Annotated in this window: 13 protein-coding genes; 8 read left to right on the top strand and 5 right to left on the bottom strand. The window is 73.5% G+C overall.

What is annotated here, in order from left to right:
* The first annotated feature begins 124 nt into the window (after window positions 1-124).
* Entirely contained in the window at window positions 125-1627 is a 1503-nt protein-coding gene (locus ACFQ58_RS16165) for a DEAD/DEAH box helicase (RefSeq protein WP_376952190.1), read from the top strand.
* A 14-nt stretch (window positions 1628-1641) separates the two neighbouring features.
* On the opposite strand, the gene ACFQ58_RS16160 is transcribed toward ACFQ58_RS16165, so the two are convergent.
* A complete protein-coding gene (locus ACFQ58_RS16160) occupies window positions 1642-2520 on the bottom strand; it encodes a PHP domain-containing protein (RefSeq protein ID WP_376952189.1) in 879 nt (292 codons plus the stop codon).
* 95 nt (window positions 2521-2615) lie between these two features.
* On the opposite strand from ACFQ58_RS16160, the gene ACFQ58_RS16155 reads away from it, so the two are divergent.
* Complete coding sequence (locus ACFQ58_RS16155; RefSeq protein WP_376952188.1) at window positions 2616-3638, top strand: endonuclease/exonuclease/phosphatase family protein; 1023 nt, start codon at window positions 2616-2618, stop codon at window positions 3636-3638.
* Between the two features lie 43 nt (window positions 3639-3681).
* Window positions 3682-5262, top strand: a complete 1581-nt coding sequence (locus tag ACFQ58_RS16150) for an aminopeptidase P family protein (protein ID WP_376952187.1) — start codon at window positions 3682-3684, stop codon at window positions 5260-5262.
* A gap of 28 nt (window positions 5263-5290) precedes the next feature.
* Here ACFQ58_RS16150 and ACFQ58_RS16145 read toward each other — a convergent pair whose 3' ends face one another.
* Complete coding sequence (locus ACFQ58_RS16145) at window positions 5291-6034, bottom strand: general stress protein (RefSeq protein ID WP_376952186.1); 744 nt, start codon at window positions 6032-6034, stop codon at window positions 5291-5293.
* 67 nt (window positions 6035-6101) lie between these two features.
* Here ACFQ58_RS16145 and ACFQ58_RS16140 point away from each other — a divergent pair, with 67 nt between their 5' ends.
* From ACFQ58_RS16140 to ACFQ58_RS16125, 4 genes are read left to right on the top strand one after another with little or no spacing between them, the layout of a single operon-like run.
* Complete coding sequence (locus ACFQ58_RS16140; RefSeq protein WP_376952185.1) at window positions 6102-7436, top strand: magnesium transporter MgtE N-terminal domain-containing protein; 1335 nt, start codon at window positions 6102-6104, stop codon at window positions 7434-7436.
* Window positions 7423-7947: a DUF1003 domain-containing protein gene (locus ACFQ58_RS16135; RefSeq protein WP_376952184.1), complete on the top strand. Its 525-nt coding sequence runs from the start codon at window positions 7423-7425 to the stop codon at window positions 7945-7947. Before ACFQ58_RS16140 ends, ACFQ58_RS16135 begins: the two co-directional genes overlap by 14 nt.
* Window positions 7934-9109: an Mrp/NBP35 family ATP-binding protein gene (locus ACFQ58_RS16130; protein WP_376952183.1), complete on the top strand. Its 1176-nt coding sequence runs from the start codon at window positions 7934-7936 to the stop codon at window positions 9107-9109. Before ACFQ58_RS16135 ends, ACFQ58_RS16130 begins: the two co-directional genes overlap by 14 nt.
* A 5-nt stretch (window positions 9110-9114) precedes the next feature.
* The gene (locus ACFQ58_RS16125; RefSeq protein WP_376952182.1) at window positions 9115-10011 is read left to right on the top strand and encodes a hypothetical protein; all 897 of its coding nucleotides are present in this window, start codon (window positions 9115-9117) and stop codon (window positions 10009-10011) included.
* Here the strand turns inward: ACFQ58_RS16125 and ACFQ58_RS16120 are convergent.
* A complete protein-coding gene (locus ACFQ58_RS16120; RefSeq protein WP_376952181.1) occupies window positions 10008-11567 on the bottom strand; it encodes a pyridoxal phosphate-dependent decarboxylase family protein in 1560 nt (519 codons plus the stop codon). The two genes, ACFQ58_RS16125 and ACFQ58_RS16120, sit on opposite strands and share 4 nt — an antisense overlap.
* Entirely contained in the window at window positions 11564-12931 is a 1368-nt protein-coding gene (locus ACFQ58_RS16115; RefSeq protein WP_376952180.1) for an MFS transporter, read from the bottom strand. Before ACFQ58_RS16115 ends, ACFQ58_RS16120 begins: the two co-directional genes overlap by 4 nt.
* Window positions 12932-12981: 50 nt before the next feature.
* On the opposite strand from ACFQ58_RS16115, the gene ACFQ58_RS16110 reads away from it, so the two are divergent.
* Window positions 12982-14541: a succinic semialdehyde dehydrogenase gene (locus ACFQ58_RS16110; protein WP_376952179.1), complete on the top strand. Its 1560-nt coding sequence runs from the start codon at window positions 12982-12984 to the stop codon at window positions 14539-14541.
* 45 nt (window positions 14542-14586) lie between these two features.
* Here the strand turns inward: ACFQ58_RS16110 and ACFQ58_RS16105 are convergent, their stop codons facing one another.
* Window positions 14587-14976 (bottom strand): twin-arginine translocase TatA/TatE family subunit, encoded by a 390-nt coding sequence (locus tag ACFQ58_RS16105; RefSeq protein WP_376952178.1) that lies wholly within the window; start codon window positions 14974-14976, stop codon window positions 14587-14589.
* Between the last annotated feature and the right edge of the window lie 2 nt (window positions 14977-14978).

Raw genomic sequence — 14978 nt, 5'->3', positions numbered from 1 at the left:
CTCCCGGGGCTTCCCAGCGGGCTCGGATAGGCTGGTGGGGCACGCGGGCGATGGAACCGCGGCCGTGCGCCTGGGATCGGAACAGGGCGCACCTCTCATTCCGCATCACCGACAGGCAGATCACGTGACCACGTTCACCGAACTCGGCATCGCGCCCGACATCGTCGAGGCCCTCGCCGGGAAGGGCATCGTCGATGCCTTCCCCATCCAGGAGCAGACCATCCCGCTGGCCCTCACCGGCCAGGACATCATCGGCCAGGCCAAGACCGGCACGGGAAAGACCTTCGGGTTCGGCCTGCCGCTCATCCAGCGCCTGGGCGACGCGCCCGAGCCCGGAGTGCAGGCGCTCGTCGTGGTGCCGACGCGCGAGCTGTGCGTCCAGGTCACCGAGGACCTCGAACTCGCGACATCCAACCGCCCCACCACGGTCGTGTCGATCTATGGTGGCAAGGCGTACGAGGGCCAGATCGAGCAGCTGAAGGCCGGCGCCCAGATCGTGGTCGGCACGCCCGGCCGGCTCATCGACCTCGCGAACCAGCGCGTCCTCTCGCTCGCGGGTGTGCGCGAAGTCGTGCTCGACGAGGCCGACAAGATGCTCGACCTGGGCTTCCTGCCCGACATCGAGAAGATCTTCTCCAAGATCCCCGCGATCCGGCACACGATGCTGTTCTCGGCGACCATGCCCGGCCCCATCGTGGCGCTGGCACGGCGATTCATGTCGAAGCCGATCCACATCCGTGCGACCGACCCCGACGAGGGGCTCACGCAGGCGAACATCAAGCACCTCGTCTACCGCGCCCACTCGCTCGACAAGGACGAGGTGATCTCGCGCATCCTCCAGGCCGAGGGCCGCGGCAAGACCGTCATCTTCACGCGCACGAAGCGCGCGGCCGCCAAGCTCGTCGAGGAGCTCAACGACCGCGGGTTCAACGCCGCGGCCGTGCACGGCGACCTCAACCAGGACCAGCGCGAGCGCGCCATGGCCGCCTTCAAGGCCGGCAAGAAGGACATCCTCATCGCCACGGATGTCGCGGCACGCGGCATCGACGTCGACGACGTCACGCACGTCATCAACCACACCATCCCCGACGACGACAAGGCCTACCTGCACCGTGCCGGCCGCACGGGCCGCGCCGGCAAGACCGGCATCGCCGTGACGTTCGTCGACTGGGACGACCTGCACAAGTGGGCGCTCATCAACCGCGCTCTCGAGTTCGGCCAGCCCGAGCCGACCGAGACCTACTCGTCGAGCCCGCACCTCTACAGCGACCTCGACATCCCCGAGGGCACCAAGGGCCGGCTGAAGCCCACCGCGAGCGCCCCGCCAACGCGGTCGGCGACGGCGGGTCGGCGCGAGGGCGAAGCGGCAGCCGATGACGCGTCCCGCCCGCCGCGGTCGCGTCGTCGCACCCGCGGCGGCCGTCCCGAGGCAGGCGCGGCCGTCGATGCACCGGTCGCCGCCGAGGGCACGGGCGCACCGGCCGAGGCGAAGGAGCCGGGTGCGGGCACGCACGACGGCAAGGGCCGCGAGCACCACGACGGCAACGCCGCGCCGCGCCGTCGTCGGCGTCGCCGCGGCGGCCGCTCGGGCGGTGCCGGCAACGCCGCGCCGACCGCGCAGGCCTGACGCCAGACGTCCCGTCAGGCCGCCGGCGCCGGCACGACCGGTCGCGCGCCGGTCCCTTCGGCGACGATGCGCGCGACCACGTCGGCCGACGTCGTGTGCTCGCCGATGCGGTTCGCCTTGCCGAGCCCGTGGTAGTCGCTCGAGCCCGTGACCGCGAGCCCGTACTTCGCCGCGAGCGCCCGCAGCCGGGGCTTGGACGCCGCGGTGTTCTCGGGGTGGTCGACCTCGAGCCCGAACAGGCCGGCGTCGGCGAACCGACGCAGCCGATCGTCGGTGAGGACCGATTCGGCGCCGCGCGTGCCGGGGTGTGCGAGCACGGGCACGCCGCCGGCGGCGCGGATGAGCCGGATGCCGGTGAGCGGATCAGGCGCGTAGTGCGGCTGCGCGTATCCGGACCGCCAGTGCAGGATGCCGGCGAACGCCTCCGAGCGGGTGGACGCGTGACCGCGTGCGACGAGGGCGTCCGCGATGTGCGGGCGGCCGATCGTGGCGCCGTCGGTGGTCTGCGCGAGGACGTCGTCCCACGTGAGGTCGTAGTCGGCCGCGATGCGCCGCACGATCTTCTCCGCGCGCGTCAGGCGTGATTCGCGGATCCGCGCAGTCTCGGCGAGCAGCCCCTCGTCGTCGGGATCGACGAGATAGGCCAGCACGTGCACGCTCGCGAACTGCACACGGGTGGACAGCTCCATGCCGGGGATGAGCACCAGGCCGTGGCGGCGGGCGGCACCGGATGCCTCGGCCCATCCTGCGGTCGAGTCGTGGTCGGTGATCGCCAGCCCCTCGAGCCCGGCCCGTGCGGCCGCTTCGACCAGTGCCGCCGGGGTGTCCGTCCCATCCGAGACGGTGGAGTGGGCGTGCAGGTCGGCCGCGACGAGAACCGGGGCTTCGACCATGCCCCCATCGTAGGCGCGGGCCGGACTGCGGACTCCCAGCAGACATGCGGCGCACGCGCGGCGGCCGCACGCCCGGTTCCCCTACGCTGGGACGAATGCTCCCCCGCATCCTCGGCTGGGCGATCGTGCTCGGCAGCGCCGCCATCGCCGCCGTGCTGCTGTGGCCGCAGGGCTTCGGCCTGCAGAACCAGTGGATCGCGGCGCACGTGGTCGCCCTGCGCGGTGCGGCGGCCGTGGTAGCCGGCGCCACGGCGGTCGTGTTCGCGCTCCTGGCCCTCGTCGAGCCCGCGCGCCGGTTCGCGCTGGCGATGACGGCGGTCCTCCTCGCGTTCTCGATCGGCAACGCGGGCATCCTCGCGGTGCGCGGATTCGGCGGGTCCGGCGAGACCGCGGCGGCGGCCGCCGACTCGCTCACCGTGCTCTCGTGGAACACGCTCGGCGAGGTCCCGGACGCCGCGACCATCGCCGGCCTGGCCCTCGACGAGGAGGCCGACGTCATCGTGCTCCCCGAGACCACCGAGCCGCTCGGCGAGGAGATCGCGATCGCGATGCGCGACGGCGGCCGGCCCATGTGGGTGCACACGCAGTTCTTCGACCAGGTCGCCAAGGCGCGCTCCACCACCATCCTGATCTCGCCCGATCTCGGCGACTACCAGGTCGTGAACGAACCGTGGCCCGGGCCTCCGGGGAACACCAACACGCTGCCGAGCGTCGTGGCCGAGCCCGTCGACGGCGACGGCCCGCGGATCGTCGCAGTGCACGCCGTCGCGCCGATCCGCTGGGAGCTGCGCAACTGGCGCAGCGACCTCGACTGGCTGGCCGAGCAGTGCGCCGGCGAGAACGTCGTCATGGCCGGCGACTTCAACGCCACGCTCGACCACTTCGCCGGTCGCGGCATCGACGGCGGCGACCTCGGGCGGTGCGCGGATGCCGCGGCGCAGGCCCGCTCGGCGGCGGTCGGCACCTGGCCGACCCGCGTGCCCGCCCTGCTCGGCAGCCCCATCGACCACGTGCTCGCGACGCCGGCTTGGCGCGTCGAGGGGTTCCGCGTGATCGGCGGATTCGACTCGGCCGGGAGCGATCACCGCCCGATCGTGGCGACGCTCACGCGGGCGTGACCCGCGCCGTCCGCGCCATCCGCTCGGTGCGAGAATGGGTCGCATGACCAATTCCGGCGACGCCACCGCGACGGCCCACGAGGCCCGTTCCATCGACGAGACCACCGCCGAGGAGACCGGCCGCAACGCGAACCGCTCCACGACGCCCGAGTCCGAGGGCTTCAAGGCCTTCATCTTCGGCGGCTGGGCCGATCGCGACGAGCCGCTCCCGCAGCCGCGCACACAGGCGGCGTACGCGGCCGCGCGTCGTGAGCGCGTCTCGGCCGAGTTCCCCGGCCAGCGCCTGGTCATCCCCGCGGGCGACATGAAGCAGCGCGCCAACGACACCGACTACCCGTTCCGCGCGCACTCGGCGTTCGCCCACCTCACCGGATGGGGTTCCGACTCCGAGCCCGGCGCGATCCTCGTCATGGAGCCGACCGGCCAGGCGGGCCACGCCGCGACGGTGTACTTCCGCGAGCGCGCCGGGCGCGACTCCGAGGAGTTCTACGCCAACGCGGCGATCGGCGAGTTCTGGATCGGCCCGCGCCCCTCGCTCGCGCACGTCGCCGCCGACCTGCAGCTCCAGGCGCGCGGCATCGCCGACTTCGACCGCGTGGTCGACGCGGTCGACACCGCCACGCTCGTGCTGCGCGAGGCCGACGTCGCGATCACCGAGCGCGTCGACCACGCGCGCCTGCGCTTCGCCGCCGAGGCCGCGCTCTCGACCAACGCCGCCGACACGCCGTTCAGCCTCGAGGTCAACACCGAGCACGAGCCCGACGCCGAGCTCGCACGCGTGCTCTCCGAGCTGCGCCTCGCGAAGGACGAGTACGAGGTCGCCGAGCTGCGCGCCGCGGTCGACGCCACGGAACGCGGATTCACCGAGGTGCTCGCCGAACTGCCCCGCATCACGAGCGAGGTGCGCGGCGAGCGCGTGATCGAGGGTGTGTTCGCCACCCGCGCGCGCCTCGACGGCAACGACGTCGGCTACGCCTCGATCGCCGCGGCCGGCCCGCACGCCACGATCCTGCACTGGACCCGCAACGACGGCCCCGTCGTGCCGGGCGACCTGGTGCTGCTCGACGCGGGCGTCGAGCGCGACAGCTACTACACGGCCGACATCACGCGCACCTTCCCCGTCAACGGCACGTTCTCGGCCGTGCAGCGTCAGGTGTACGAGGCCGTCCTCGAGGCGGCGGATGCCGCGTTGCGCGTCGCCCGGCCCGGTGCCGTGTTCCGCGAGATCCACGCCGCCGCGATGGCCGTCATCGCGCGGAAGACCGCCGAGTGGGGGTTCCTCCCCGTCTCGGCCGAGGAGTCGCTGCAGCCTGACAACCAGTTCCACCGCCGGTACATGGTCCACGGCACGAGCCACCACCTCGGGCTCGACGTGCACGACTGCGCGCAGGCGCGCCGCTCGATGTACATGGACGGCGTGCTCGAGCCCGGCATGGTCTTCACGATCGAGCCGGGCCTGTACTTCCAGCCCGATGACCTCACGGTGCCCGAGGAGTTCCGCGGCATCGGCGTGCGCATCGAGGACGACATCCTCGTCACCGCCGACGGCGCGGAGAACCTCTCGGCGGGCATCCCGCGGACACCCGACGAGGTCGAGGCCTGGGTGCGCAGCGCCGGCCGCTGATCAAGGCGGCGCGTGCAGGCCGGCGGGGTCAGGCCCCGTCGGCCTCGCGGCGCTCGCGAGCGGCGCGACGCGCGGCATCCTGCGCCTCGCCGTAGGTGAGCGGTCGGGAGTCGTCGGTGGGCCGCGGCTCAGGCGCGCCGCCGTCGCCGACCGGCGCGGGGCTCGTGCTGTCCTCGACGCCGTCGGGTTCGGCGGCGCCGGGCTGCGCGCCCGGCTCGGCGACGGGCTCGGCGGGAGGCGGAGTCACGACGGGCGCGGCCCCGGGCGACGGCGGCGCCGCGGCATCCGCGACCCCCAGCACCTGGCGAGCGCGGATCACGTGCGCCGGCTCGGCGATGACCGCGTAGCGCGTGGCAAGGACCTGCATGACCGAGGTGAAGTCTCGGCGCCGGCGGTTGATCGAGTACGAGACCACGCTGAAGATCATGCCGAACCCCGCGCCGATGAGGATCGCGGCGCCGAGGATGCCGAGCGACGTGCCCGACGGCGAGAAGATGAAGAGCAGCAGGCCGAGGAAGGTACCGAACCACGCGCCCGACAGCGCGCCGGCTCCGGCCGCACGACCCCAGCTGAGGGTGCCGGTGATGCGCTCGACGCTCGTGAGGTCGTGGCCGACGATCGAGAGCTCCTTGACCGGGAACTCGGCCTTGGCCAGGCGATCGACCGCGGCCTGGGCCTCCTGGTAGGTCTCGTAGCTCGCGACCGTCTCGCCCTTGGGCAGCGTCGGGAAGGCGCGGCCGATGCGACCGCCGAACGGGCTCTGCGTGCTCACCGGGCCATTCTCCCACGGGCGCCGATGCGCCCGCCGGGAGTGGACGCCTCCGCGGTAGGTTGGAGGCGTGAGCGCCACGAGAGTCTTCGTCGCCCGACTCGCCGGGTGTCCCGTCTTCGACCCCGCGGGCGACCGCGTGGGCAAGGTCCGCGACGTCCTCGTGGTCTACCGCAAGTCCGATCCGCCGCGCGTCGTCGGACTCATCGTCGAGATCCCCGGCAAGCGCCGCGTGTTCGTCTCGATCGGCCGCGTCACCTCGATCGGCGGCGGCCAGATCATCACCACCGGCCTGATCAACCTGCGGCGGTTCGAGCAGCGGGGCGGCGAGGTGCGCGTGATCGCCGAGATGCTCGGGCGCAAGGTCGCGTTCAACGACGGGTCAGGCACCGCCACCATCGAGGATGTCGCGATCGAGGAACGCGATCCCGGCGAGTGGGAGGTCGACCAGCTCTTCGTGCGGCGGCCGAAGACGAGCGCGTCACCGTTCGCGAAGGGGCCGTCGGCGTACGTGACCTGGCGCGAGGTGCGCGAGACGACCGCGGCCGGCGAGGCGCAGTCGGCCGAGCAGCTCATCGCGACCTACTCCGAGCTCAAGCCCGCCGACCTCGCGAACACGCTGCTCGACCTGCCACGGCAGCGCCGGCAGGAGGTCGCCGAAGAGCTGCCCGACGACCGGCTCGCCGACGTCCTCGAGGAGATGCCCGAGTCCGACCAGGTCGAGATCCTCGCGCACCTCGGCGACGACCGCGCGGCCGACGTGCTCGACCACATGCAGCCCGACGACGCGGCCGACCTCATCGCGCAGCTGCCCGAGGACCGCGGCGAGCACCTGCTCGAGCTCATGGAGCCCGAGGAGGCCGAGGACGTCCGATTCCTCCTCTCGTACGGCCCCGACACCGCGGGCGGCCTGATGACCACCGAGCCGATCATCGTGTCGGCGGATGCCACGGTGGCCGAGGGTCTCGCCCTGATCCGCCGTCACGACCTGCCGCCCGCGCTCGGCGCCGCGGTGTGCGTGACGCTGCCGCCGTACGAACCGCCCACCGGACGCTTCCTCGGCATCGTCCACTTCCAGCGGATGCTGCGCTACCCGCCGCACGAGCGCCTCGGCTCGCTCATCGACCAGGGCCTCGAGCCCGTCACGGCCGATACGTCCGCCGCCGAGGTGAGCCGCATCCTCGCCAGCTACGACCTCGTGTCGGTGCCCGTCATCGACGAGAAGCATCGGCTCGTCGGCGTCGTCACGATCGACGACGTGCTCGACTACCTGCTTCCCGATGACTGGCGAAGTCATCCCGACGACTCGTCGGAGGTGACCAGACGCGCGACCGCCCGCGCCCAGCTCGCCACCGGCAGCATCCCGATCGCACCCGGAAGGAGGGCAGGAGATGGCACGCGCTGACGCCGACGACCGTCGGTTCGACACCCCGAAGGGACTGCGCCGATCTCCGTCGCCCCTCCGCCTTTCGGGCGACCGCGACCGGTTCGGCCGGTTCACCGAGTGGGTCGCACGAGCGATGGGAACGCCGGGCTTCCTGGTCGGACTCACCGTGTTCGCACTCGGATGGATGGCGTGGAACACGTTCGCGCCCGAACCGTGGCGGTTCGATTCCATCGTGATCGGATTCACCGCCCTGACCCTCGTGCTCTCGCTGCAGGCGTCGTACGCCGCTCCGCTGATCCTGCTCGCGCAGAACCGGCAGGACGACCGCGACCGCGTGCAGATCGAGCAGGATCGGCAGCGCGCCGAGCGCAACCTCGCCGACACCGAATACCTCGCGCGCGAGGTCGTCGCCCTACGGCTCGCCGTGCGCGACCTGGCGTCGAAGGAGTTCATCCGGCAGGAGCTGCGGCAGATGCTCGACGAGCTCGACCGGCGCGACGAGGAGGAGTCGACGCATGCCGCGACCTGATGCCGCCGACGTCGAGCAGGCCGTCCGTGCGGCGCTCACCGGTGTCATCGACCCCGAGATCCGGCGGCCGATCACCGAGCTCGACATGGTCGAGCGCGTCGTCGCCACCGCGACGGGCGTCGAGGTCGGCATCCGGCTCACGATCGTCGGCTGCCCGGCCTCCGATCGCATCGAACGCGATGTGCGCGTCGCCGCCGAGGCGGTCGTGGGATCGGGCCACGCCGTCGTCGAGCTCGGGGTGATGACGCCCGAGCAACGGGCGGCCCTCACCGAGCGGCTCCGCGGCGGCCGGGCCGCGCGCGGCAACCCCTTCGGCCCGGGCACGTTGACGCGCGTGATCGCGGTGACGAGCGGCAAGGGCGGCGTGGGCAAGTCGACGCTCACCGCGAACCTCGCCGTCGCGCTCGCGGCCCGCGGACTCTCGGTCGGCCTCGTCGACGCCGACGTCCACGGCTTCTCGATCCCCGGCCTGCTCGGCCTCGTCGACGAGCACGGGACCGCGGCGCGCCCGACGCGCGTGGACGACATGATCCTGCCGCCGGTGGCCCACGGGGTGAAGGTGATCTCGATCGGCATGTTCGTCGAGCCGACCGAACCGGGCGGGCGGGGCTCCTCGGTCGCCGTGGCCTGGCGCGGGCCGATGCTGCACCGGACGCTCCAGCAGTTCCTCACCGACGTGTGGTTCGGCGACCTCGACGTGCTGCTGGTCGACCTCCCTCCGGGCACTGGCGACGTGGCGATCTCGCTCGGTCAGCTGCTGCCGAACGCCGAGGTCGTCGTCGTCACGACCCCGCAGCCCGCTGCTGCCGACGTCGCCGAGCGATCCGGGCTGGTCGCCCGTCAGACCGGTCAGCGGGTGGTCGGCGTGATCGAGAACATGGCCGGGCTCGCGCAGCCCGACGGATCGTTGCTCGACCTGTTCGGCTCCGGAGGCGGCGTCGAGGTCGCCCGCCGGCTCTCCGAGGGCGTCGACGAGGCGGTGCCGCTGCTCGCGAGCGTGCCCCTCAGCGTCGCCCTGCGGCGCGGCGGCGACGAGGGGGTTCCGGTGGTCCTCGCCGAGCCCGACGACCCGGCCGCGCGCGCGATCGAGCAGGCCGCCGCGGCCCTCGCGACGCGTCCGCGCTCGCTCTCCGGCCGACGCCTCGACGTCTCGGTGCGGTGAGGCGGATGCCGCGCGCCATCCGGTCACGTCCACGGCTCGCGGCCGCCGCTGCCATTCTCGCGATCGCGGTCGCCTCGGGCCTCGTCGCGTGCGCCCCGGGCGGTGCCGGTGCGGACGCCGACGCATCGCTGCCCGACGGACTCACCGCGTCCGTCCAGCAGGGGCGGCTCGACGCGCCCCAAGGGCGCCTCGTCGTGCACTTCGAGAACACCGGCGATCCGGTCACCGTCACCGGGCTCGAGGTCCGATCCCCCGCGCTCGAGCCGGGCATGGGCCGCGACGAGCCGTTCGAGGTCGGCGCCGACGACGCCATCGACATCCGGCTCGACCTGACGCCCACGGTCTGCGACGGCGATGCCGAGGCGGTGGAGGTCGCCGTCGACGTGCGGGCGGCCGACGGCGTGACTCGCTCCGGCGTCCTCGTGCCCGACGATCCGTTCGGCACGATGGCGCGCATCGCCGACGCCGACTGCCTCGCGGAATCCGTGGCCGCGGTCGCCGCGATCACGCCGCCCGACCGACTGCGCAGCGAGGGAACCGGTGCCGGCCGGCGCGCGTGGATCGACGTGCGCGTCGACCCCGCCCAGGCCGGTGACGGGACGCTGCGCCTGGACCACGTCTCGTCCACCACGCTGCTCGGGAACGAGACCGGCCAGGACTGGCCCCTCGCCCTCGACATCGCGACCGGCGACGCCCCGTTCACCATCGAACTCGCCGTGCGGCCGGCGCGATGCGACGCCCACGCACTCGCCGACGACAAGCGCGGCACCATCCTGCCGTTCACCGTCGCGACCGGTGACGGCCGCGCGGGCCGCCTCGACGTGCCCTCGGGCAACGCGCTCAAGGCCGATCTCTACGAGTACATCGCCGAGCGCTGCGGACTGCAGCAGCCCGGCTCCTAGCCGCCGCGCGTCGCGGGGCCGGGCTCGACCACGCGCGCGAGGAGCTCGACGAGCAGGCGCTCGGTGAGCGGCCCCGGCAGCGTCTCGACCAGCGCGAGCACCGGTGCCAGCCGGGCCGGCAGCGCGACGGCGGCGCCGGAATCCCCCAGCAGCCCGAGCGCGGCGAGCAGCGCGGCCGCGGCGTCCGAGTCGAGGTCGGCGGATGCCGCGGCGAGCGCCGAAGGCCCGCCGCCCAGCCCCGCCGCGAGCTCAGCCACCAGCTCCGCGCCGTCCACCGGCGGGACGCCGCGCACGGCGTCGGCGGCGGCCACGAGCGCGCCGGACAGGTCGGCGGCCACGGACTCCGTGACGGGCGTGACGGTGAGGTGGGTCGTGGGCGGCAAACGCGTGCCGTCGGGCTGCGTCATCCCGGGCTGCAGCTGCAGCTGCCAGCCCGCGGCCCCGACGGCATCCGCCCAGTGGTGCGGATCCACTCGGCGGTCTGCGTCGACCGCCTCGTCGGCGGCGACCGCGAGGAGCGGACCCACCGGTCGGCCGACGACGCAGAGGCCCTCGATGCCGTCGATCGCCCCGCGCAGCACCGACGTGGCGCGGGCTGCGCGCGCGGTGAGCTCGGCGAACCCCGAGTCGCCGAGCGCCTCGACGATCGCCCAGGCCGCCGCGAGGGGTCCCGCCGGCCTGGACCCCGCCATCGTCGGGTTCACGACCGGATAGCCCGGCCACCGCGTCGTCGCGAAGTACTGGCGGCGCTGGCGGTCGCGCCCGCGCGTGAGCAGCACGGAGACGCCCTTCGGGGCGTAGCCGTACTTGTGCAGGTCGGCGGAGAGGCTCGTCACGCCGGGCACCCGGAGATCCCATGGGGGCACCGGCTCGGGCCAGAACGGCAGCGCGAAGCCGCCGATGCACGCGTCGACGTGCAAGGCGACGCCTCGCTCGGCGCAGGCCGCGGCCACCTCGACGATCGGATCGAGCGCGGCGAAGGGATAGGACGGGGCGCTGAGCACCACGAGGGCCACGTCATCGCCGAGGCGGTCGACGACGGCGGCGGCGCGGGGTGCCCCGTCGGCCGGGTCGACCGGCACGAGGTCGAGCCGGAGTCCGAAGTACTCCGCCGCCTTGTGGAACGCCGCGTGCGCCGTGGTCGGGACGACCAACCGCGGCGCGAGGGGGCCGCCCGCCTCGCCGCTCGGGCGCGTCGCCCGCCACGCGTCGCGCGCCGCCTTGACCGCGAGCAGGCAGCTCTCGGTGCCGCCCGACGTGACGGAGCCCACGACGACCTCGCCGCTGACCGGGCCTGCCCCCTCGCCGTGGAAGACGCGCCGGGCGAACCCGACCACGCCGGCCTCCATCGCCGCGACGGACGGGAAGGTCGTCGGATCGAGCCCGTTGACCGGCTGCATGAGCCGCGCCGCACCGGCCGCCAGCTCGTCGAGCTCGGGAACGCCGGAGTCGTACACGTAGGAGAGCACGCGTCCCCCGTGCGTGGGGGCGTCGGCGTCGCGCAGCGCCGCGATCTCGGCGAGGATGTCGGCAGGGTCGCGCCGCAGGAGGTTCATCGCGGCACCGCCACCGCGGCATCCGCGTCGACGTCGCCCCGCCGCAGCGGATAGCGCGCGAGCGGGACCAGGCTCAGCAGCACGAGGCCCGCGGGCAGCAGGCTGAACGCCACGACGATGCCGGCGATGGCGGCCGGCGGCTGCTCGACGACGGTCGATCCGACCGACTCGATGTAGCCCGTGAGCGCCAGCACGATCGTGAGCAGCGTGGCACCGAGCGCCATCCCGGCGGTCTCCCCCGCGGTCCAGACGCCGCCGAAGCTTCCGGCGCGGCCGTCGCCGTGGCTGCGGGCGTCGTGCGAGATCACGTCGGGCAGCATGGCCATCGGCAGCGACTGCATGCCGGCGTACGCCGCGCCGGCGAGCGCCACGGGCGCGTAGACCCACGGCCCCGGCGCCCACAGCATTCCGGCCAGGGTCGCCGCGGCGACGGCGAAGAGCACGCTCGCGAGGGCGAAGCCGCGCTCCTTGCCGACGCGACGCGCGAGCCGCCCCCACAGGGGCGCGCAGACGACGGCGGGTGCGATGAGCGCGACGAACAGGAACGTCAGCGCGTCCTCGGACCGGAGCACGCGTGCCGCCACGTAGTTCGCGCCCGCGAGCATGAGGCCCGTGGCGAGCCCCTGCAGCACGAAAGCCGCGAGCAGGTCGCGGAACGGCCGGCTGCGCCGCAGGGCTGCCAGGCCCTCCGCGTATCCGTCGCGCAGGCGGCGCGGCGGCGGTGCCGCCGATGGCGCACCGCGTGGGGCCGTGGTGGTGGCGACGAGCATGCCCGCGCCGATGAGCACTCCGGCCACGACCGCCATCACGAAGTAGCCGAGCGCCTCGTCGTCGCCTCCGGCGCGCCGCAGCAGCGGACCGCCCGCGCCGAAGAGCAGGATCGCGACGCTCAGCACGACCACGCGCCAGGTGAGCAGGCGCGTCCGGCCGTCGTAGTCGTCGGTGAGCTCGGCGGGCAGCGCGATGTACGGCACCTGGAACACGCTGAACGCCGTTGCCGCGGCGAGGAACGCGATGAAGACCCAGGCTCCGGATGCCGCGGGCGGCAGTCCGAGCGGAACGGCGAACGTCGCCGCGAAGGCGAACGGCAGGGCGATCGCCCCGACCCGCATCCAGGTGCGCCGCGTGCCCGTGACGGCCAGTGCGCGATCGCTCCGTTCGCCGATCCACGGATCGACCACGACGTCCCACACCTTGGCGGCGGTCACGACGATCCCGGCCGCGAGCGCGGTGACGCCGAGCGTGTCCGTGAGGTAGAAGACGAGCACGAGCCCAGGCAGCGTCGCGAAGCCGCCGGTGCCGACCGAGCCGATCGCGTACCGGGTCACGACGCCGCGGGCCAGACGTCGCTCCGGTGCGGTCATGCGGGAAGCATAGCGGGACCCGCGAGGGCGCCCGCGCCTAGACTGACGACGTGCTGAACGCCCCCGCCCGAACGCCGGTCCCCTCCTCGTACGACGCGCTGCTCGACGACCTCGTGGCGTCCACGGGTCGCACGGTGGCCGTGCCCACGCCATCCACCGGCGAGACCCTCGTGGAGCTGCCCCGTTCCAGCGCCGACGACGTGCGCGGTGCGGTGTCGCGCGCGCGACTCGCGCAGCTCGCCTGGGCGCGAGCCGGCTTCGCCCGTCGCCGGGCCGTGCTGCTCCGCGCACACGACCTCCTGCTCGAGCGACGCGAGCAGCTGCTCGACCTGGCCCAGCTCGAGAGCGGCAAGACCCGGGGCCAGGCCTTCGAAGAGGTGTACGCCGCGCTCAGCGTGACGCGCTGGAACGCGTTGAAGGCCCGGAGCGTGCTCGGCGGCGGCCGTCGGCGCGGCGTGGTGCCGATCGCCGTCTCCACTCGCGTCCGGTATCGGCCGAAGGGCGTCGCGGGCGTCATCACGCCCTGGAACTACGCGGTGGCGCTCGCCGCCATGGACGTCGTGCCCGCGCTCGCCGCGGGGTGCGCCGTCGTGCAGAAGGCCGACGACCAGGGCGCCCTCTCGATCCTCGCCCTGCGCCGTGCGTACATCGACGCGGGACTGCCCGAGGCGTTGTGGGCGGTCGTGGCCGGTGAGGCCGACGAGGTCGGCGAAGCCGTCACCGATGAGGTCGACTACATCTGCTTCACGGGCTCGACCGCGACGGGCCGCCGGATCGCGGAGAAGGCCGGCCGGCGGCTCGTCGGCGCCTCGCTCGAGCTCGGCGGCAAGAACGCCCTGCTCGTGCTCGACGACGTCGACGTCGAGCAGGCGGCGGCGGATGCTGCGTACGCCTGCTTCTCGTCCATGGGCCAGCTCTGCGTCTCCGCCGAGCGCATCTACGTCGACCGCCGCATCGCCGATCCGTTCACGGCGGCGCTCGTCGCCCGCCTGTCCGACCCCCGCATCGGGTCGGGCCTCGACCATGAGGCCGACTACGGCAGCCTCGCGACCGCCTCACAGCTCGAACGCGTGCGCGCGCACCTCGACGATGCGGTCGACAAGGGCGCCCGCGTGCTGGTGGGCGGGCGGCACCGCCCCGATCTCGGTCCGTGGGCGTTCGAGCCGACCGTGCTCACCGACGTCACGCCCGACATGCGCGTGTGCACCGAGGAGACCTTCGGCGCCGTGGTGAGCCTGTCGGTGGTCGACGGCGAGACCGAGGCCGTGCTCGTCGCCAACGAATCGGAGTACGGGCTGAACGCCTCCGTGCTCTCGGGCTCGACGCGACGCGGGACGCGCCTCGCCTCGCAGATCGACGCCGGCAGCATCAACGTCAACGAGGGGTATCGCGGGTCGTTCGGCTCGGTCGATGCGCCGATGGGCGGACTCAAGCAGTCCGGCATCGGACGGCGGAACGGTCGCGAGGGGCTCCTGCGATTCGTCGATCCCGTGACGATGTCGGTGAATCACCGGATCGTGGGGCTCCCCCACTCCGGCCGCGACTTCGCGCGCATGATCCCGCTCTTCATCCTGCTCGCGCGCGTGCTCCGGGGCGTCCGCCGCGCCTGAGCCGCTCGGGCGGGCGTCCGCATCCGGCGCGCCGGCGAGGAGGCTCTAGGTCGCCTCGGAGTCGAACGGCGCGCCCTCGCCTGCCGCGAGCGCCTCGCGCTTGCGCTTGCGCTGCAGGTACGCGGAGTTCTCGTTCACCCCGGCGCGCGCGACGACGGGCCGCGCAGGCTCGGCGAACGGGTCGACGTCGGTCAGCGCCTCGCGGATGATGCGACGCGGGTCGTACTGACGTGGGTCGAGCTTGCGCCAGTCGACCTCGTCGAAGTCGGGCCCCATCTCGTCGCGTACGCGGGACTTCGCGCCGTTCGCCATGTCGCGCATCGAGCGCACGAACTTGCCGAGCTGCGCCGCGTAGTGCGGGAGTCGCTCGGGTCCGAGAAGGAACACGGCGATCACCCCGACGATGAGGAGTTTGTCGAAGGTGAGGCCGCCCATGC

The sequence above is a fragment of the Agromyces sp. NPDC056523 genome (assembly GCF_042794545.1).
Lineage (GTDB): Bacteria > Actinomycetota > Actinomycetes > Actinomycetales > Microbacteriaceae > Agromyces.
The sequence above is the reverse complement of the archived record's forward strand: the minus strand, read 5'-3'. Positions and strand labels throughout refer to the sequence as shown.

Excerpts from the sequence above, each read along its gene's own strand:
- ACFQ58_RS16115 (WP_376952180.1), bottom strand. The coding sequence starts at position 12,931 with ATGACCGCACCGGAGCGACGTCTGGCCCGCGGCGTCGTGACCCGGTAC.
- ACFQ58_RS16125 (WP_376952182.1), top strand. The coding sequence starts at position 9,115 with ATGCCGCGCGCCATCCGGTCACGTCCACGGCTCGCGGCCGCCGCTGCC.
- ACFQ58_RS16150 (WP_376952187.1), top strand. The coding sequence starts at position 3,682 with ATGACCAATTCCGGCGACGCCACCGCGACGGCCCACGAGGCCCGTTCC.
- ACFQ58_RS16160 (WP_376952189.1), bottom strand. The coding sequence starts at position 2,520 with ATGGTCGAAGCCCCGGTTCTCGTCGCGGCCGACCTGCACGCCCACTCC.
- ACFQ58_RS16155 (WP_376952188.1), top strand. The coding sequence starts at position 2,616 with ATGCTCCCCCGCATCCTCGGCTGGGCGATCGTGCTCGGCAGCGCCGCC.
- ACFQ58_RS16135 (WP_376952184.1), top strand. The coding sequence starts at position 7,423 with ATGGCACGCGCTGACGCCGACGACCGTCGGTTCGACACCCCGAAGGGA.
- ACFQ58_RS16120 (WP_376952181.1), bottom strand. The coding sequence starts at position 11,567 with ATGAACCTCCTGCGGCGCGACCCTGCCGACATCCTCGCCGAGATCGCG.
- ACFQ58_RS16105 (WP_376952178.1), bottom strand. The coding sequence starts at position 14,976 with ATGGGCGGCCTCACCTTCGACAAACTCCTCATCGTCGGGGTGATCGCC.
- ACFQ58_RS16130 (WP_376952183.1), top strand. The coding sequence starts at position 7,934 with ATGCCGCGACCTGATGCCGCCGACGTCGAGCAGGCCGTCCGTGCGGCG.